Annotated in this window: 16 protein-coding genes and 1 pseudogene; 4 read left to right on the top strand and 13 right to left on the bottom strand. The window is 29.4% G+C overall.

Annotated features, from left to right (window positions below):
- The gene (locus CPAL_RS04730) at positions 1-756 is read left to right on the top strand and encodes a DUF438 domain-containing protein (protein WP_106024183.1); all 756 of its coding nucleotides are present in this window, start codon (positions 1-3) and stop codon (positions 754-756) included.
- Positions 757-937: 181 nt separating this feature from the next.
- Positions 938-2287, top strand: a complete 1350-nt coding sequence (locus CPAL_RS04725) for a VanW family protein (protein ID WP_061858842.1) — start codon at positions 938-940, stop codon at positions 2285-2287.
- Positions 2288-2322: 35 nt separating this feature from the next.
- On the opposite strand, the gene CPAL_RS04720 is transcribed toward CPAL_RS04725, so the two are convergent.
- From CPAL_RS04720 to modA, 4 genes are all read right to left on the bottom strand, one after another.
- Positions 2323-3261: an AEC family transporter gene (locus CPAL_RS04720; RefSeq protein WP_106024178.1), complete on the bottom strand. Its 939-nt coding sequence runs from the start codon at positions 3259-3261 to the stop codon at positions 2323-2325.
- 87 nt (positions 3262-3348) lie between these two features.
- Positions 3349-4410, bottom strand: a complete 1062-nt coding sequence (locus CPAL_RS04715) for a sulfate/molybdate ABC transporter ATP-binding protein (RefSeq protein ID WP_061858840.1) — start codon at positions 4408-4410, stop codon at positions 3349-3351.
- Complete coding sequence (gene modB / locus CPAL_RS04710; protein WP_061858839.1) at positions 4407-5099, bottom strand: molybdate ABC transporter permease subunit; 693 nt, start codon at positions 5097-5099, stop codon at positions 4407-4409. Before modB ends, CPAL_RS04715 begins: the two co-directional genes overlap by 4 nt.
- 56 nt (positions 5100-5155) lie before the next feature.
- A complete protein-coding gene (modA, locus tag CPAL_RS04705) occupies positions 5156-5965 on the bottom strand; it encodes a molybdate ABC transporter substrate-binding protein (protein ID WP_061858838.1) in 810 nt (269 codons plus the stop codon).
- A gap of 254 nt (positions 5966-6219) precedes the next feature.
- Here modA and CPAL_RS04700 point away from each other — a divergent pair, with 254 nt between their 5' ends.
- Positions 6220-7596 carry an MATE family efflux transporter gene (locus tag CPAL_RS04700; RefSeq protein ID WP_061858837.1) on the top strand — a complete coding sequence of 459 codons (1377 nt, stop codon included), beginning with the start codon at positions 6220-6222 and terminating at the stop codon, positions 7594-7596.
- A 133-nt stretch (positions 7597-7729) separates the two neighbouring features.
- On the opposite strand, the gene CPAL_RS04695 is transcribed toward CPAL_RS04700, so the two are convergent.
- Positions 7730-8188, bottom strand: a complete 459-nt coding sequence (locus tag CPAL_RS04695; protein WP_061858836.1) for a spore coat protein — start codon at positions 8186-8188, stop codon at positions 7730-7732.
- A 190-nt stretch (positions 8189-8378) separates the two neighbouring features.
- Between CPAL_RS04695 and splB the strand changes: the two genes are divergently transcribed.
- A complete protein-coding gene (splB, locus tag CPAL_RS04690; RefSeq protein WP_061858835.1) occupies positions 8379-9401 on the top strand; it encodes a spore photoproduct lyase in 1023 nt (340 codons plus the stop codon).
- 138 nt (positions 9402-9539) lie between these two features.
- Here splB and CPAL_RS04685 read toward each other — a convergent pair whose 3' ends face one another.
- The 8 genes and pseudogenes from CPAL_RS04685 to CPAL_RS04650 all read right to left on the bottom strand — a co-directional run bounded on the left by CPAL_RS04685 (position 9540) and on the right by CPAL_RS04650 (position 18421).
- Positions 9540-10727 carry a pyridoxal phosphate-dependent aminotransferase gene (locus tag CPAL_RS04685; protein ID WP_061858834.1) on the bottom strand — a complete coding sequence of 396 codons (1188 nt, stop codon included), beginning with the start codon at positions 10725-10727 and terminating at the stop codon, positions 9540-9542.
- Positions 10728-10841: 114 nt separating this feature from the next.
- On the bottom strand, positions 10842-11537 hold the full coding sequence (locus tag CPAL_RS04680) for a response regulator transcription factor (protein WP_061858833.1): 696 nt from the start codon (positions 11535-11537) through the stop codon (positions 10842-10844).
- A gap of 15 nt (positions 11538-11552) precedes the next feature.
- Positions 11553-12473: pseudogene (locus tag CPAL_RS04675) on the bottom strand (sensor histidine kinase); the annotation flags it as partial.
- Between the two features lie 194 nt (positions 12474-12667).
- On the bottom strand, positions 12668-13420 hold the full coding sequence (locus CPAL_RS04670; protein ID WP_061858831.1) for an ABC transporter permease: 753 nt from the start codon (positions 13418-13420) through the stop codon (positions 12668-12670).
- A complete protein-coding gene (locus tag CPAL_RS04665) occupies positions 13407-14132 on the bottom strand; it encodes an ABC transporter ATP-binding protein (RefSeq protein ID WP_106024176.1) in 726 nt (241 codons plus the stop codon). Before CPAL_RS04665 ends, CPAL_RS04670 begins: the two co-directional genes overlap by 14 nt.
- Before the next feature lie 96 nt (positions 14133-14228).
- Complete coding sequence (locus tag CPAL_RS04660) at positions 14229-15470, bottom strand: hypothetical protein (RefSeq protein ID WP_242976283.1); 1242 nt, start codon at positions 15468-15470, stop codon at positions 14229-14231.
- Positions 15471-15582: 112 nt separating this feature from the next.
- A complete protein-coding gene (locus CPAL_RS04655; protein ID WP_061858828.1) occupies positions 15583-17751 on the bottom strand; it encodes a sensor histidine kinase in 2169 nt (722 codons plus the stop codon).
- On the bottom strand, positions 17729-18421 hold the full coding sequence (locus CPAL_RS04650; protein ID WP_061858827.1) for a response regulator transcription factor: 693 nt from the start codon (positions 18419-18421) through the stop codon (positions 17729-17731). Before CPAL_RS04650 ends, CPAL_RS04655 begins: the two co-directional genes overlap by 23 nt.
- Positions 18422-18507: the final 86 nt, after the last annotated feature.

The following is an 18507-nucleotide window of genomic DNA, read 5'->3' as shown; positions in this document are numbered from 1 at the left end:
ATACAAAATGAAAATATAGAAAAATTAACTGAGATTTTAAAAAGACTAAATACTGAAGAGATAACAGAGGATCTGAGAGAAGAGGCATTAAAAATTGTTTCAAGCATAAATCCACTTGAATTATCAATAGCAGAACAGAACTTAATAGAAGAAGGTATGAATCCTCAAGATTTAAGGCATCTATGTGATATTCATATGGAGGTTTTAAAGGACAAACTGGATAAAATTAAAACTCAGATAAGTAAAGGACATGTACTTCATACCTTTATAGGAGAGCATGAAAAGATACTTGGATTCTTAACAGAATTAGAAAAATTGAATTCTAAAATTCAAAAGATGGAAAAGTATGAGCATAATGCAGAAGAATTTAAAAAATTAGTTGAGGTGGCAAACAAAATCCTGGATGCAGAAAAGCACCATAAAAGGGAAGAAGATGTACTGTTTAAAGAGATGGAAGATAGAAAAATCACTGGTCCTACAAGAATTATGAGAATGGAACATGATGATTTAAGAGAAAGAAAAAAACAATTAAAGAATATAGCGGAGTTTGTACCTCAGCTTGATTTTGAAACCTTTAAGAAAACTCTTCATGAAGTATCAAAATATATAATATTCAACCTTAGAGATCATATATTTAAGGAAAACTATATTTTATATCCATCAGCTCTACAATCAATAAATGACGAAGAAGTTTGGAAGGATATGAAAAGAAGATGTGATGAAGTAGGTTACTGCAGCTTTACTGAAGATAAATGATATTATTATTTATATAGCACAAGGCAAAGAAGATCTATGTATAATTAAATCACTTTGTCTTGTGCTTTTTTAGTTTACTATAGAATGGATTCAAGTAAATGGCATTATTATTTTGTAATAAAATATGCTTTTTTACGTGAAAATATTTATAGAAGATTATTTTTCAATGGAGGCAGATTTTATGAAAAAGAGATTAATGTTAAAGAAAGGAATTATTTTTTCTATTTTATTATGTTTTATATATGCTTTGCCTTCTTATGCTTTTTCAGAAGCAATAAATAAAAAGAATAAAAAGTTACCTAAAAATGTTTATTTTAAAGAAGTTGATTTAAGTGGAAAGACAATAAAAGATGTGGAGGAGATCATCGATAGAGAAGTAGAGGAAATAGAAAATAAAAAGATAAATATATGTTTTTCTTATAATGGAGATGTACAAACTCATAATTTTAAATTAAAGGATTTAGGGTACTATTCAAATAAAGAAGAAGTTAAAAATAAAATTTCTTTAATATTATATAATGACTTAAGTCCAATAGAAAAATTAAAGGAGTATATAAATATAAAAAAGTATGGAAGAAAATATGACTTAAATCATGGAATAGATTATGAAAAGTTTTGTAAATCAATCAGTGTATTTGATGAATTTAAATTGCCTAAGCCTCAAAATGCAAAATACAAATGTGAAGATGGAAAAATTATAATTATACCAGAAATCTATGGATATGAATTTGATAAGGAAAAACTTTATAATCAAGTTTGCTCAAATATGTTGGGAGATAAAAGAGAGTTTACTTTGGATTATAAGACAGTGAAGCCTAAGATTACAGAAGAGGTACTAAAAAAACAGGGGATTAAAGAAAAAATTGCTTCCTATACAACTAAATTTAATTCTAATAATAAATCAAGAAGTAAAAACATTCGTTTAGCTGCAAGTATAATTGATGGCACTATAGTAGCACCAGGAGAAGTGTTTTCTTTTAATAAAGTTGTAGGTGAGAGAACAAAGGCAAGAGGGTTTGATGAAGCTGGTGTATATATAAATGGAAATATAGAGTCAGAATTAGGAGGAGGAATATGTCAGGTATCTAGTACTTTATATAACGCGGTGCTTTTATCAGATTTGGAAGTTGTGCAGAGAAATAATCATAGTTTGACTGTTAACTATGTGCCTTTAAGCAGGGATGCAGCAGTAAGCTGGGGATCAAAGGACTTTAAATTTAGGAATAATAAGGATTTTTATATATACATTCATGCAGAAACTGGTGAAAATACTATTACCTTCGATTTGTTTGGAACAAAGAGCAACAAAAAAGTAGAACTTATTTCTAAGATAATAGAACGTATAGATTCACCTATAAAATATGTACAAGATACAAATTTGAAGGATGGAGAAATAGTAAAAAAGGGACGTACAGGATATAGATCTAAACTTATAAAAAAGGTTTATGAAAATGGAAAATTGATTAGAAGGGAAATAGTATCTCAAGATAAATATATGAGTACGCCTACTATTATAAAACAGGAAGAATAAAAAAGCCATAATATGTTATGGCTTTTGCGCAAATTTTAAAATATCATACTAAATATAAATACTACAATGGATAAAAGTATGCCAATAGATAAAGTATTTACAATATAGCATCTATTCTCTTCATTATCATCTTTAATAAATAAAGGTGCTGTAAATGATGGAGGAAGTATAAACATGGTGAAGAGTGCATTTTCGTAAATCTTAGGAAGGTCTAGCATACTATATATAATATACTTGTTTATTGCTAATGAAAAGAATATTAATAAGGTCATTCTACAAACTATAGTTATAATAGGAAGTTTTATATAGGAAGAGTTTATTTCTAATTCATAGCCTATAATAATAGTTATTAAAGGTACGGTTAAACTACCTAGTTTGTTTATAACATCAAATAAAGATAAAAATATTTTGCTATTATATAGGCTTTCTGATGAAATTAAACTTGTAATTATACCTAAAAAAATTGCAATTACTATTGGAGACGTGAAAAAGTTTTTTAGTGTATCCTTAATATTTTTCTTTTTATCCGATTTACTCATAAAGAGAGGCATCCATATAAAAAATATAAAAAATGTTTGTCCTAAATCCATAATAGCAAACTTTCCTAACTCATTATCCCCATATATAGCTGTAAACATAGAATAACCCATCATTCCAACTTCAAAGCTGCTAAACAAAAGTGGAAAATACGGGTTTTGTATATTAAAAACTTTACCTATCAGTTTTCCTATAAACAGCATTAAAATATTAACTAGAGATATAGTTAATATTAGTACTAAAAATTTTCTTTGAAAATTCAACTTATAAAATCCTATATAAATAAGGCATGGTAGAGCAATATTGATAACTAATTTTTTTATATCTTCAATGGACTCTTTTTTTATAAATTTAAGTTTCTTTAAAATAAATCCGAGCGGCACCAATAAAATTATTGGAAGCATTTTTAAAATAGTAGAAAAGAATACATATTTCATGTATTAATCCTCCTAATATATGCGTAACTAGTATATTATAGTATATTAGTTTGGATTTATGCTTAATTTTAAGGATTACCTCTATTTTTATTTTAATAGAAGCAGTTTATCTGGATTTATATTAATTTTCCATGGCAAAGGAGTATTTTTAAGACTTTTCCATTTTTCTAAAGATAGTTCTAATTGAAGATTATAGTCAAGATTATTTAAAGGAGGATTATTTAATTTTAAATAAATAATTTTACTAAAAGGATTATCTTCAATATAGGCTGGCCAACATAAAAATTGGTTTTCTCCTGTGTCTTTAAATAATTCTAAATCATGAGACCTTATGCCTATATAATTTACTTTATTATCATTTATGTTATTTATTTTTAATTTACATTTCCAATCTGGAACCTCAACCCAATTTGAACTAACAACTTTTATCGGAACAATATTATTACAACCTGTAAGATAAGCAGTAGTTGCAGTAGAAGGAGAATTGAATATATGATTTTTATTACCATATTCTATTTTTTTGCCATTTTCTATTATAATAAGATTATTACATAACTGAAAAGCTTCTTTCATGTTGTGAGTTACAAATAAAGTAATACCAGAATAGCTTTTTAATGTATCTGACATTTGAGCAATCATTTGTTTTTTTAGATGATAGTCTAGTGCAGAAAAGGGCTCATCTAAAAGCAAAATTTCAGGATTTACTGCAAGGGCGCGAGCAAGAGCAACTCTTTGCTGCTGCCCACCAGAAAGTTGGGATGGATATCTTTTTTCTAGTCCTTTTAGATGCATCATTTCCAGGTGCTTTTCCACTATTTCTTTTCTTTCCTTATTTTTTAATGATTTAAGAGCATAGGAGATATTTTCTTCAACGGTCATATGAGGAAATAAGGCATAGTTTTGAAAAAGAAATCCTGCTTTTCTTTTTTTTATAGGCATATTTATTCCTTTTTCAGAATCAAAGAGAATCCTGTTATTTAGTATGATTTTCCCGTAGTCAGGTTTTATAACACCGGCAATACATTTTAAAGTCATGCTTTTCCCAGAACCTGATGGACCGAGGATACCCAAAATGCAATCTTCCGTTTCTAATTTAATGTCTAGAGAGAAATCAGGAAAGTTCTTTTTTATATCTAAAAAAAGTTTCATTTTATTTTTGTTCCTCCTGATGATATAAGTTTTTTTTGATAATTAGTCCAAATATTTGTAAGAATTATCACCGTAAAGGAAATGATTGTTATAGATATTACCCAATATAAAGCCTTATTAATATCTCCAGATTCTACTGCAAAAAATATAGCAAGCGGAATGGTTTGAGTTTTTCCAGGAATACTCCCAGCAATCATAAGTGTTGCACCGAATTCTCCAAGGGCTCTAGCAAAGGCTAATATTGTACCAGAAGCGACACCAGGCCATGCAAGCTGCAGAGTGATTGTCCAAAAAATTCTCCATTCAGATACTCCTAAAGTTCTAGCTGCATTTAATATATTATTATCAATTTGTTCAAAAGCTCCTTTAGTGGTTTTATACATCAAAGGGAAAGAGACAACTGCTGCTGCAATAACTGTAGCAGACCAAGAGAATATTATCTTTATATTAAATTCATAAAGCAAGCGCCCTATTGGTCCGTTTTTACCCAATATTAGAAGAAGAAAAAAGCCTAGTACAGTAGGGGGAAGAACCATAGGTAAAGTAAATATAGCATCCAATAATCCTTCATATCTTCTTTTTCTATAGGTCATAAACCATGCAGTAAAAATTCCAAGAAAGAAAGTAATAATGGTAGAAGCTAAGGAAGTTTTAATTGAAATAATTAAAGGTGATAAATCAGAGTTCAAGTTGACTCACTCCTATTAATAAGTGTCTTTTATTGTGCTATAAACCTTAAGGTGTATTATTTTTCTGCAAATATAAAACCGTATTTTTCATAGACTTTTTTAGCTTCATCACTACGTAAAAATTTCATAAAATCTTTTGCAGCATCAATATTTTTAGAAGACTTAATAATAGCAGCAGGATATAAAATTGGTTCATGAGAATTAGAAGAAGCTTTTGCTACTATTGTTACTTTATTAGATGACTTGGCATCAGTTTCGTAAACTACCCCAGCATCAGCATTTCCAGTTTCTACCCAAGCTAGAACTTCTTTTACATCCTTAGCATATATAGACTTAGACTTAATCTTATCAAGGATTCCTAAGTTTTTAAAAACTTCTTCTGCATATTCTCCTGCTGGAACGCTCTTAGGTTCACCTAAGGCTAAGCGTTCTATATTATCTCCAATTATATCGTTAAAGCTTGTAATGTTAGTAACATCCTTAGGAGTTATAAGCACAACGCTATTTTCTAGAAGGTTTATTCTGCTGCCTTCTAATATAAGTCCTTTATTTTCTAAGTTATCCATCTGTTTTTGTGCAGCAGATAGAAATATATCTACTTCTGCACCTTGTTCAATTTGATTTTGCAGTGATCCGGAAGAACCAAAGTTATATATAATATTAACATTAGGGTAATCCTTTTCATATAAAGTCTTTAACTCTTCCATAGTTTCTGTCAAACTAGCTGCTGCTGATATTGTTAATGTTACTGATGAAGTTTCTTTATCACTAGATGGGCTTGTGTTTACAGTTTGTGTGCAACCTGTTATAGAGAATATAATCAGTGAGGCTAAAATAAATGATAAAACCTTATTACTAAATTTCATTTCAATTACTCCTCTCTTGTGCGTGTATGGATTTGGAATATTTGTATAAAATATGTTGATATTATTTATACAATATTTTACAATTAAAGTCAAGGAATATATAAGGCAAGTAATAGAAGTTATTCTCAACATATAGTAAAAATTACATTAATAAAATCGATTTCAAAAAAATAAAATCCATAGCATAGCCTAAAATATTGATATATAATAAATAGTACTTAAAATTTGAAGATAAATAGGGAGGTGGGGCTTATATGAAGAATAACTTAACAGAAGGTAAGATATTGCCTGTTCTTATAAAACTGGCACTTCCTATAATGGGAACATCTTTTGTTCAAATGGCTTATAATATGACGGACATGATATATATAGGAAGACTAGGAAGTAGTGCAGTTGCAGGAGTAGGGACAGCAGGATTCTTTACTTGGTTTGCCATGGCTTTTATCTTGATATCAAGAATTGGTGCGGAAATAGGAATTTCCCAATCTATAGGTAAAGGGGATACAAAATTAGCAAAGAAGTATGCTAATAATACGATTATTCTTAACATAATATTAGGACTAATTTATGGAGCTTTTTTAATTATATTTAGAAAACAGCTTGTTGGGTTTTTTAATCTTGAAAATAAAAATGTTATAGATATGGCCATTGACTATTTGGTAATAGTATCAGCAGGAATAAACTTTTATTTTATAAACCCAGTATTTACGGGAATTTATAATGGAACAGGAGATAGCAGAACACCGTTTAGGTTCAATGTAGTAGGTCTTGTTACAAATATGATACTTGATCCAATGCTTATATTTGGTGTTGGACCTATTCCGGCTTTAGGTATTAAAGGAGCTGCAATAGCTACAGTATTTGCACAAGTAGTGGTAACTACACTATTTATAATGTCTGCAAAAAAATTCAGATTACTTAGAAGCTTTTCTTTTAAAAACTTGGATGCAGAAAATATGAAGAGTATATTTAAATATGGGCTTCCTGTGGCTATGGAAAATGGATTATTTACTATATTTGCTATGCTAATTGCTAGAATAATTGCAGATTGGGGGGAAGTGCCTATTGCAGTACAAAAAGTAGGTTCGCAAATTGAATCTATATCCTGGATGACTGCAGGAGGTTTCCAAACTGCCATAAGTGCCTTTGTAGGTCAAAATTATGGTGCAAAGAAATGGAATAGAATTGTTAAAGGATATAAAATAGGAATTTTAACTGTAAGTATTATAGGTATATTTGCTACTTTTCTTTTAATTTTTGGAGCAGCACCTATATTTTCTTTCTTTATACCAGAAGAGAGTACACTGCCATATGGTATAGCTTATCTTAAAATACTTGGTGTATCTCAGTTATTTATGTGCATCGAAATAGCAACTGCAGGAGCCTTCAATGGTGTAGGAAAAACACTGCCTCCTTCTTTAATAAGTATAGTTTTTACAGGTTTAAGAATACCAATGGCTTTAATTTTATCTTCACCAAATCTTTTGGGTCTTAATGGAGTTTGGTGGAGCATAAGCATTTCAAGTGTTATAAAGGGAATTCTGTTGATAAGTTGGTTTATAGTGTATTTAAAAGCTCAGGAGACTAAAATGGTTAAAGAAGGCAAAATAGTGGATGAAATTTTCTGTTAAAAAGCATAAATATTATTAAATAGTTAATAAACTTTATAAATAAAATGGAGATACAAAAGAATCTCCATTTTATTGTTATTTAATATTTTTTATAGGTACCAATAGTAGAGGTATCTTTGAGGTGCTTACAAGTTTATTTTACGCTATACCAACCTCTAGACTGCATTTCTTTAAATAAAATTTCAGCATGATTTTGTTCTTCTTGTTGAATATGTTGTAGTTGTTTTCTTATATTAGGATCTACTGACTCTAAAACAGCAGTATTGTAAGAACTTGAAACGTGCTTTTCTGTGCTTAGGGCATCATTAAGAAGTTGTGCATCTGTTATTCCAAGGTTATTTTGCATATTTGACAAATCACCTTGAGGTTTATTATAAGATTCAAATATATTTTGAGAGTTTACACCGTTTTGAGATAATATTCCTTTCAGAGTATTTACATGTTGAACTTCTCTATTTGCAAGATCTGTGAATACTTGCTTTAAGTTTTGATCAGAAGCCATGGCTGCATATTGTTCATATTTTCTTACGCATAAATACTCTGCATTTAAATTATCCTCAATTAAGGTCTGTTCTTTATTAGTAAGTGGCATATCAAAAACTCCTTTCCATGAATGTAATTACACATATAGTTTTACCTATTATAAAAAATATATTTATGAAGAAGTTGAAAAAATGAAATTATAATATGTTTTTAGTTATAAATTTGCATGTATTAAGTATAGTTATAATTTTATAAAACATAATAAAAGTAGTGAATCATATAGGAAAGGAAATATAGATATGTTCATTCCAAGAAGGATACTATTTGAGAAAGGTTCTTTAGACTATGAAATAGGCAAAAATATATATGAAAAATTTAAGGACAATCCAAAAGTAGAAATGATAGAACTATCTTCAAATAAGATAAAACAGAATATTCCTGGAGATAATTTATATGATTTTTATAGAGAGGGAAAAAAGACTTTAGTTGTGGGAATAAAAAAAGGATTTAAGTTCCAATCCTGTAAACCATCAGCCCATTATCAGCTGCCTTTAATATCTGGATGCGTAGGACAGTGTGAATACTGTTATTTAAATACAAACTTAGGGGATAGACCTTATTTAAAGATTAACGTGAATATAGATGATATACTTAATAAGGCTGAAAAATATATGAAGGAGAGGTTTCCGAGTATTACTATTTTTGAAGGCTCTGCCACTTCAGATCCAGTTCCTGTAGAGCCTTATACTCATTCATTAAGAAAGACTATAGAGTTTTTTGGTAAAACAGAAAAGGGAAGGTTTCGATTCGTTACAAAATATAGTGATGTAGACACTCTTCTTAATGTAGAACATAATGGCAATACAGAGATAAGATTTACTATAAATACAGCTAAAGTTATAAATGATTATGAAAATAAAACTGCATCTATAGATATGAGAATAGGGGCCAGTGCGAATGTGGCAAAAGCTGGTTATCCAACTGGATTTATTATAGCTCCAGTATTTTTGTATGAAAATTGGAAAGAAGAATATAAAAATCTGTTGTTACAATTAAATAGTAGATTGCCAAAGAACCTAAACTACCCAGTAACCTTTGAAGTGATATCTCATAGATACACTACAAGAGCTAAAAACATAATACAAAAAGTATTTCCAGAAACAACTCTTCCTATGAAAGATGAGGAGAGAACATATAAGTATGGACAGTTTGGATATGGAAAATTCCTATACACTAAAGAACAATTGCAAGATATGAAAGAATTTTTTACAAAGGAGATAAATTCTATATTTGATAATAAGGAGATAAAGTATATAATATAATTTGTTTAATGCTTTCTACAGTGCAAGTTCCATGCATGATGTTTAAATATTTTATCTTATTAATTCACCAAAATTTTTATATGAAATAAATAAACATAATTTAGGACCTTAGGTTCTAAATTATGTTTATTGCAACATCTAAACCTTTCTAAATTCCTTAGCCAATTGCTCAAAGGCTGGTATTGACCTTTTAATCATGTCAAAATCTACACAGTAGGAGATTCTGAAGTAACCAGGACATCCAAATCCGCTGCCAGGTACAAGGAGAAGATTATATTTTAAAGCTCTTTTTACAAACTCTACATCATCATCTAATAGTGCTTTAGGGAATAGATAAAAAGCGCCTTGAGGCTTTATGCACTCAAATCCTAATTTGGTTAGATTCTCATATAAAAAGTCTCTTCTCTTTTGATAACTACCTATATCAATCTCAGCTTCTAGGGCATCAGCTACGACTTTTTGAAATAGTCCAGGTGCATTTACGAAGCCAAGAGTACGGTTACAGAAGGTTAATGCATTTACAAGAATGTCAATATTTTGGATATTGCTGCTTGCGGCAATATAACCAATTCTCTCTCCAGCAAGAGCTAAAGACTTGCTAAAGGAATTTACTATAATAGCATTTTTGAAGATAGAAAGCATCTTTGGAAGCTTAATATTATCGTATATTATCTTATTGTAAGGTTCGTCGGAGATAACAAATATAGTTGTTTTAAATTCCTTTTCTTTTTCTGATAATATATTGTTTATGCTTTTAAGAGTATTTTCGCTGTAAACAACTCCAGTTGGATTGTTAGGATTGTTGATTATTATAGCCTTTGTTTTTGGAGTTATGCTATTTTTAAAAGCTTCTAAGTCCGGTTCAAATGTTGAAGTGTCAGGAGGCACAACTACCGTTTTTCCACCATGATTATCAGCATAAAAACTATACTCAACAAAGTATGGTGCAAAAACAATAATCTCTTCTTCAGGATTAAGAAGTGCCTTTAAAACTACATTTAGTCCTCCAGCAGCTCCAACTGTCATCACTATATTATCTTTAGAAAGTTCAACGCCGCTTTCTTTTTCTAAATGTTTAGCTATTTTTTCTCTAACTTCAGGATAACCTGCATTGTTCATATATTTATGTAGTCCTTTTTGTTCATTCAATATATGATTTTTTAAGGAATTTATAACATCTGTTGGAGGTTCTCCATAAGGATTTCCTAAACTATAATCATAAACCTTATCTGCCCCATATTTCTCTGTAAGCCTTGTGCCTTCTTCAAACATTAATCTTATCCAAGATGATTTGTTAAGATTATTTATTACTTTTTCTGAAAACATTGATTAGCCCTCCTTATTTATCTAATTATTAATATTTTAGAACAAAAATATATTTTATGCTAGAGAAAGTTTAACAAGTTTAGGATTTCCTAAAATTTAAGCTTTGATTTTTGATCATACTCTAAACCTATATCCTGCTCCCCAAACTGTTTCTATATATTGAGGATTAGAAGGGGAAGATTCAATTTTTTCTCTTATTCTCCCAATATGAACTGTAACAGTAGCGGTATCTCCAATTGCATCTAGGCCCCAGATTTTTTCGAATAATTCTTCCCTGCTGAATACTCTGTTTGGGTTTTCTGCTAAATATAGAAGCAAATCAAACTCCTTTTGTGATAGAAATACTTCTTTAGAATTTATAAATACTTGTCTTGAATCTTTATTTATTTTAAGGCCACGTATGGTTAATATATTATTTTTAGGCTTTGAACCAAATTTATTCTTTATCCTTTCGTAGTTTTCAATATGGGATTTTACTCTAGCAACTAGTTCCCCGGGACTAAATGGTTTAGTAATATAGTCATCAGCTCCAAGAGTTAAACCTTTAATTTTATCTATTTCTTCTTTTTTAGCAGAAACCATTAATATGGGTATATCTTTATCTTCATGTATGCTTCGCAATATACTAAATCCATCTAATTTTGGAAGCATAATATCAAGAATTATTAAATTGAACTCATTTTCTTTTATAGCATTTAAACCTTGTAAACCATCTGTGCATATAGTAACTTCAAAGCCTGAAAGTTCTAAATAATCCTTTTGAAGCTCAGCAATGCTTAGATCATCTTCAATAATTAAAATCTTTTTCATAATATCCTCCCACCTTTATGATAGCTTAGCCAGCGATATTATTATGCTAGTGCCTAAATTTTCATGGCTTATAGCCCAGATTCTACCTTTATGACCTTCTACAATTTGTTTTGAAATAGCAAGTCCAAGTCCGCTGCCTTTTATTTCAGTACGAGCTGCATCAGCTCTATAGAATCTATCAAATATTCTATTTAAATGATTTTTGTCAATACCAGAACCATTATCTTTTATTTCAATAATAATGCTGGATTTAGTTTCTCTCAGCATTATGACTATTTGTCCTTTTTCTTTATTCATATATTTGCGAGAATTATCTATTATATTGAGTACAACTCTTTGCATTTTTTCTTTATCAAGCATAACATACTTTGCTTCTTTTAAGTCATTTTGAAGAGAAATTTCTATATTACTCTTTTGAAGCTCATATATGCTTTCGTCAACACAGTACTGAAAGAAATCAATAATATTAGTTTTTTCAAAGTTAAATGGAACCTGATTTAAGTCTAATCGAGAGTATAAAAGTAAATCATCAATCATAATGTCCATAAGTTGAGCTTTTGAATAAATGGTTTTTAAGTAAGCGTCTATTTTTTCCTCTGTATTAGCAACTCCGTCTAAAATTCCTTCCACGTATCCTTTTATAGAGGTTATAGGAGTTTTTAAATCATGGGATATACTAGAAACCAGCATCTTTCTATTATCATCATACTTTCTTCTTATGCGTACGGAATCCTTTAGCTGGACTCGCATTTTCTCAAAATCTGCACAAAGTTCTCTAATTTCATCATCACCATCTTCTGTAATTTCAAGGTTTAAATTACCAAGACTGATTTCAGATACAGCATTTTTTAATTGAGATATGGGTTCTAGTATCCTTTTTGAAAAGAGATAGGATGTAATAAGATTAGTTACAATAAAGGATACAAAAAATATAATTGCTATACATGTAAGTTCGTATTTTAAATCTTTCAAATTTGTTAAAGAATTGTATTCAGTATTTGTAATAAAAATTTCATGATGTAAAGTTATAAAGATAAAAGATGCAATTGCAGTTAGAATAAATGGAGTTATAATAGCTATGCTGTTATAAACAATCAATCGTTTTTTTATACTCATAATTTCACCTTATATTAAAAGTCTTTTTTATCAAATAAATAATATGCTCCCGTAAACAATAGTATAATATAGCTAAGCATTAATAAAAACTGGCGGAAAATTTTTAGGAAGGATACATTGCCCATAATCCATAGCCTGTACCAATCCAGCATATTTGTAAAGAATAAGCTAGAGTAACTAGAAAATATAATTCCAAGAGCTTTAAAAACAATAAAAATGAGAATAGATATAAAAAATATGCTTATTCCATTTCTTAATATATTTGTGAGAAGTACAATAACTAGAGCAAGCACTGTCATAGGAATTAAGGTTACTAAATATGAAATCAATATTCTAATAATGCTGTGGAATGTGAAAGAATTTGAATTAAATATTACTCCAGTTATAGTTGAAATAACCATTACAAATAAAAGATTTACTAATACAAAAATCATTATAGCAGTAAATTTTGCAGTAAAGAATTTTAATCTTGAAGCTGGTCTTGTAATCGTAATCTTCATGGTATTTTGAGAAAACTCTCCAGAGAAACTATCTATGGTAACAAGAGCAGTGAAAAGAGGGAGTATGGAATTAACAACTACAGAAAGTACAAGAAGAGGGAATTCCATGCTAGAAGCTCCGCGTACTCCAAAACCACTGCGTAGAATAGTGATAGATAATTGTCCAAGAATAACGAAAATAAGTGACATTAAAGCTGCCACCATAACCTTTTTCTTTTTATATAATTTTTCTACTTCATTAATTAAAGCTGCTTTAAATCCTGCCATTTCTCTCTACCTCACTAATAAAATAATTTTCAAGGGAAACATAATTTTTTAAAATATTTTCAGTAGTATCTACATTTAACATTTTACCATTATACAATATACCTACTTTTGTACAGGTAAGTTCTACATCATGAATAAGATGGCTTGATATAAAAAAGGTGGTCTTTTCTATCTCTGCAAGGTTCTTTATAATGTTTCTCATTTGAATCATACCCTCAACATCAAGTCCGTTTAGAGGCTCGTCCAAAATGATTACTTCGGGTTTTGATAATATGGCTGCTGCAATTCCAAGTCTTTGCTTCATACCAAGAGAAAACTTTCTAGGTTTCTCATTTTTGTATTTTAAGAGGCCTACAAGCTCTAACACTTCGTCTATTCTTTTAGTATCAACATTTTTATAATATCTTGAAAATTGTTTTAGGTTTTCAAAGGCTGTCAAATAGGGATAGGACTCAGCAGTTTCTATAATGCAGCCAACTTTTTCTATAGCCTTTTCAAAGTTTGTTAGAATGCTGCTGCCCAAGATTTTAACATCACCACTATCAGGCCTCACGAGCCCCGTCATAATTTTCATAGCCGTAGTTTTTCCAGCTCCGTTAGGACCTAAAAATCCAAAAATTTCTCCTCTATGTATATCTAAATTTATATTTGTTATACCTCTTCCGTTTTTATATATCTTAGTGAGATTTTTAATCTCAATAACTTTTTCCATTATAATACCCCCAGAAAATATTATGTTAGCGGCAGAACCTGAGTTAGGAAAAGGTTCTGCCGCTTAATTTAAGAATTTTATTTAGCAAAATTCTTATTATTCAAATACTCTACTAAATTGGCCGTCATACAAAACTTTTTCATTTCTAGGTCCGTCTATGTTGAAGTTTATTTTTCCAGACCATTGATCAATATATATATATCCTTTGACAGTATTTCCATCAGCATTAGTAGCTGTATAAGGTGCATCAAGACTATCCTTTTGGAATGTTCCACTAAAAGTAAAGCTCTTTTTATTTGAGAAATAATCTTCATAACCTGGTACACATTGTTCGTAATATTTTCCAGAAACGCTGGTTTCATTTATTGAAGTGATTTCTACAATTCTTTCACCTATTTTTTCAAATTTATCTCCTTTTTCTATTAAAATATCAGTCTTGTATTTTCCTATATATTTTTTAGGATTGGTTAATTTGCTGCGGTCAATTTCGATGTCTTTTTCTACCTTCTTACCAGAAAGGTCAGGTTTAGTGACTTTAGTTGAGTTAACATTATATAGTTTTGCAGATAAGTCAAAGGTTAAGGTGTGCTCTTTTCCATTATCGTCTTTACCAGAGATTGTACCTTTACCAGTTATGCTTTGCATTAATCCATTCTTATCTACGATCATCTTTCCTGAAACTTCTTTTACAAAGACATCTTTTGTAATTTTAGGCATAGTACTATCCATATCTTGTCTAGATCTAAATTCATTTTTTGTTTGAAGGGATACTACAGCATTTATTAAAGCAGGTATTTGTGATTCATCTAAAGAACCAGATAATTCTTTGCTGCCATCAGAGTTTTCTTTTACTACAACAGCTTCTTTTAGATTTCCTACAAGAATATCTGCTATTCTCTCAATATCATCAGCACCTTCTTCTTTAAACGGATTTGTGAAGGAGCGTACTTCTTGAGGCGACGTAAATTCAGTTACATAATAAATTGGTGCATTAGCATTTTTAGTTATACGAACATTTTTATCTGAGTAAGAGTAATAATCATTCTTATTTTTTCCATAGATACTTTTTGAAGTAGTTTCCAAAGCTTGACGAGAAGCATCAAATTTATTAGTAGAAGTATCAGATGAAATAACAGTTCCATCTGCCTTTACTATAAAAGAAGCATCCATAGTGTAGCTTGAAAGTGTAGTAGATACGCTTTCTGCTGTATATTTTAAAGAATCCTTTAATAAATCGTATCCACCTTTAGATGCTATTTCTGCAATAGCGGTGGTAGCAAACATTATAGTTCCCAGTGCAAAACTTAAAATCATAGTAGTTTTTTTACTAAACTTCATTTTGAAAACTCCTTTTGGTATAATTTTAATTTTTATGAAGGTCCTTCATATTTTAATTATAAAGGAGATATCTCTAATTTATATAAACTAATTATAAACAAAGTATAAACTATTAAATCTCAACGATTGCTTTAAAAAGGTCTCCATCAATTTCTATGTTGAGTTTTCCGCCTTGAAGTTCTAATATACTTTTTGCAATGGCAAGTCCTAGACCAGAGCCTTCTGTGTTTCTTGATGCATCTCCACGTTTAAATCTTTCAAAGATTTCCTCTACATTGAAGTTCATTTCGTAGGAAGAAATATTTTTTATTGTCATGGTGATTTTACCATTATAATCTACAAGATCAATATATACTCTGGTATTAGGCATAGAATATTTTAGAGCGTTACTTATGAGATTTTCGAAGACTCTCCAGGTTTTTTTACCATCTAAATGAGCATAAACTTTGTGATTCGGTATATTTACTTTAAATTTTAATGAGGATGCTTTAATTTTTTCATCAAATTCTCCAAGAGTCTGCCTTAATATAGCAGCAACATCTACTTTTTCTATGTTAAGTTTTATGGAGCCACTAGCAAGCTTTGAAGCTTCAAAAAGGTCTTCTATAAGAACTTTAAGTCTTTGAGTTTTTCTATCTAGTATCCCTACATAACCTTGAATTTCCTCTTTGGATAAATCCTCTTTTTTTAGTAAATCTACATAATTTACAATAGAGGTAAGAGGGGTTTTCAAATCGTGAGATACATTTGTTATGAGCTCAGATTTTAATCTCTCGCTTTTTATCTGTTCTTCTAGAGATTTTTTATATCCTTCTTTCATATTGTTTATATTGTTAGCAAGCCTTGATAGGTGACCTGCGCCTTTTGTTTTTATTTCATAATTTAAGTTTCCCTTCACAATTTCCTCAGAACCTTCAAATATATTATTAAAAACAGAAACTTTTTTTAACACGTAATAAGGGATAGTTATGATATACGCAAGTATACAAATTAAGGATATTAATACAATTTCTGTAGATGACCCGGATATTCCTAAAATAAAAACAGCTACAGACATACAAAATAAGCATGTAAAAATAAATATTGAAATTACCTTGAATAAAATGCTTTTATTTGCAGAGCTTTCCTTAAGGAGAATTACGAATTTATTAAGCATACTTTTTTTAAATTCAATTTTAATTTCTTTTTTATTTTTTATAAGGTTTATATAGTCTAATAGGCTTAACAAAACATACAAAGTTAATATGGAGGTAATAGTAAGTTTAAAAAAATGATCTATATTAATTGGAAAGTAAAAGAAGGATATACTTGATAAGTAGCTCAAAGTTATAGTTAGCAAAAATATAAATATTAAAATTCGCAAATCTAAAGGGATTATTTTTAAAAACTTAATAAAGGTGTTAATAGGCTCAATAAACAATTCATTATTTTTATTTAAGTACAAAGATATAAGTATTGCAACTCCAATGCAGATCACAAATAATGCTCCTTCTATAATAACTCTTTCTCTTATAGAATTATAGTAATTATAATTAGCAATCATTTGACTATATCCATTAAATTCTTTGGGAATTATGAAGTATCCTTCTAAATTTAAAGATTTAAATTCATTATTTATAGATAAAAAAGGATCGCGGAAATTAAGATTTCTAGGAAACTCTATGCTGTATAAGGCTTTATCTTTTATATAGACACTGATATCTGTAATATTTTTTATGTTAGAGTATATTTCTCCAGTGCTAATATTTTTAATGTAATATTTTATATCTTCTCTTTCAAATAAGCTATTTTTAAGAGCATTAAACTCCATATCTTTATCAGCTACTTGTCTTTTTATTTCTTCATCTATTTTAAGAGAGAATTCCTCTTCCAGTTTTTTTAATTTTTTATCTCTTTCCTCAGTTAGGGCCTTAATTACGGTATTATCTTTTATTTTACTCTCATTACCAATATAATAAATGTAATCATTATTGATTTTATTTTGTTCTTCTTTTAACTGAGAATTATAATTTGTTTTTATATCATTAATTGTTTCTATGCCTAACTTATCATAATTGGATTTTTTTTCATAATCTTTATAATCTATGTGGAAAGATTTTAGATTATAAAAGAAGCTGGATAAATCATTTTTAAATAAAGAACTACCAAAGTAAGAGTCAGACTTTAGGTATTCTGTATGTCCAACAAAGTCAATAGCCAATATGAATGAAAAACCGAATAGATATACAGTAAGTATTAAAGCTGCTTTATTTAAATATTTATTTTTCAATTTTATACCCAATACCCCACACCACCTTTAAATATTTTGGTTCTTTAGGATTTATTTCTATCTTTTCTCGTATTCTTCTTATATGCACAGCTACGGTATTTTCAGCTTTATAAGAAGGCTCTTTCCAAACTTTTTCATAGATTTCTTCTATAGAGAATACCCTCCCTTTATTCTCCATTAGAAGTTCCAGGATTTTGTATTCAATAGGAGTAAGCTTAACTTCTTCACCATCAACTTTCACAGATTTAGTACTTTTGCTTAAAGAAAGACCCTTTACTACAATTTCATCGGAGCTTTCTTTTCCACTGCCCAAATTCATATATCTTCTAAGCTGAGATTTAACTCTTGCAACTAATTCAAGAGGATTAAAGGGCTTTGTAACATAATCATCAGCGCCTACATTAAGACCTAGTATTTTATCACTATCTTCAGACTTAGCAGAAAGCATTATTATAGGAATGTTTTTGCTTTCTCTAATCTTAAATGTTGCCTTTATACCATCCATTCTAGGCATCATGATATCTAATATTATAAGGTGTATATCTTTTTCAGAAATCAATTCTAAAGCTTCTATTCCATCCTTTGCTTTATATACGTTTATGCCTTCACATTTTAAGTAAATTTCTATGGCATCCCTTATTTCGTTTTCATCATCTACTACCAAAACGTTATATTTTGACATATCTTCCCCATCCTTTCTTTTAGTATTATATCATTTCTATTCCTCCTTTTTTATAAATGATTTCACTTTTAAAGTCACGTGACTAT

Origin of the sequence: Clostridium thermopalmarium DSM 5974 (assembly GCF_002995795.1) — a bacterium.
Classification (GTDB): domain Bacteria; phylum Bacillota; class Clostridia; order Clostridiales; family Clostridiaceae; genus Clostridium_H; species Clostridium_H thermopalmarium.
Note: the sequence above shows the minus strand (reverse complement) of the source record. Positions and strands in the feature narration are given on the sequence as shown.

Bases quoted from the DNA above. Each gene is read 5' to 3' on its own strand.
- CPAL_RS04725 (WP_061858842.1), top strand. From the start codon at position 938: ATGAAAAAGAGATTAATGTTAAAGAAAGGAATTATTTTTTCTATTTTA.
- CPAL_RS04670 (WP_061858831.1), bottom strand. From the start codon at position 13,420: ATGGCAGGATTTAAAGCAGCTTTAATTAATGAAGTAGAAAAATTATAT.
- CPAL_RS04720 (WP_106024178.1), bottom strand. From the start codon at position 3,261: ATGAAATATGTATTCTTTTCTACTATTTTAAAAATGCTTCCAATAATT.
- splB (WP_061858835.1), top strand. From the start codon at position 8,379: ATGTTCATTCCAAGAAGGATACTATTTGAGAAAGGTTCTTTAGACTAT.
- CPAL_RS04715 (WP_061858840.1), bottom strand. From the start codon at position 4,410: ATGAAACTTTTTTTAGATATAAAAAAGAACTTTCCTGATTTCTCTCTA.
- modA (WP_061858838.1), bottom strand. From the start codon at position 5,965: ATGAAATTTAGTAATAAGGTTTTATCATTTATTTTAGCCTCACTGATT.
- CPAL_RS04650 (WP_061858827.1), bottom strand. From the start codon at position 18,421: ATGTCAAAATATAACGTTTTGGTAGTAGATGATGAAAACGAAATAAGG.
- CPAL_RS04680 (WP_061858833.1), bottom strand. From the start codon at position 11,537: ATGAAAAAGATTTTAATTATTGAAGATGATCTAAGCATTGCTGAGCTT.
- CPAL_RS04700 (WP_061858837.1), top strand. From the start codon at position 6,220: ATGAAGAATAACTTAACAGAAGGTAAGATATTGCCTGTTCTTATAAAA.
- CPAL_RS04695 (WP_061858836.1), bottom strand. From the start codon at position 8,188: ATGCCACTTACTAATAAAGAACAGACCTTAATTGAGGATAATTTAAAT.
- CPAL_RS04665 (WP_106024176.1), bottom strand. From the start codon at position 14,132: ATGGAAAAAGTTATTGAGATTAAAAATCTCACTAAGATATATAAAAAC.
- CPAL_RS04660 (WP_242976283.1), bottom strand. From the start codon at position 15,470: ATGAAGTTTAGTAAAAAAACTACTATGATTTTAAGTTTTGCACTGGGA.
- CPAL_RS04685 (WP_061858834.1), bottom strand. From the start codon at position 10,727: ATGTTTTCAGAAAAAGTAATAAATAATCTTAACAAATCATCTTGGATA.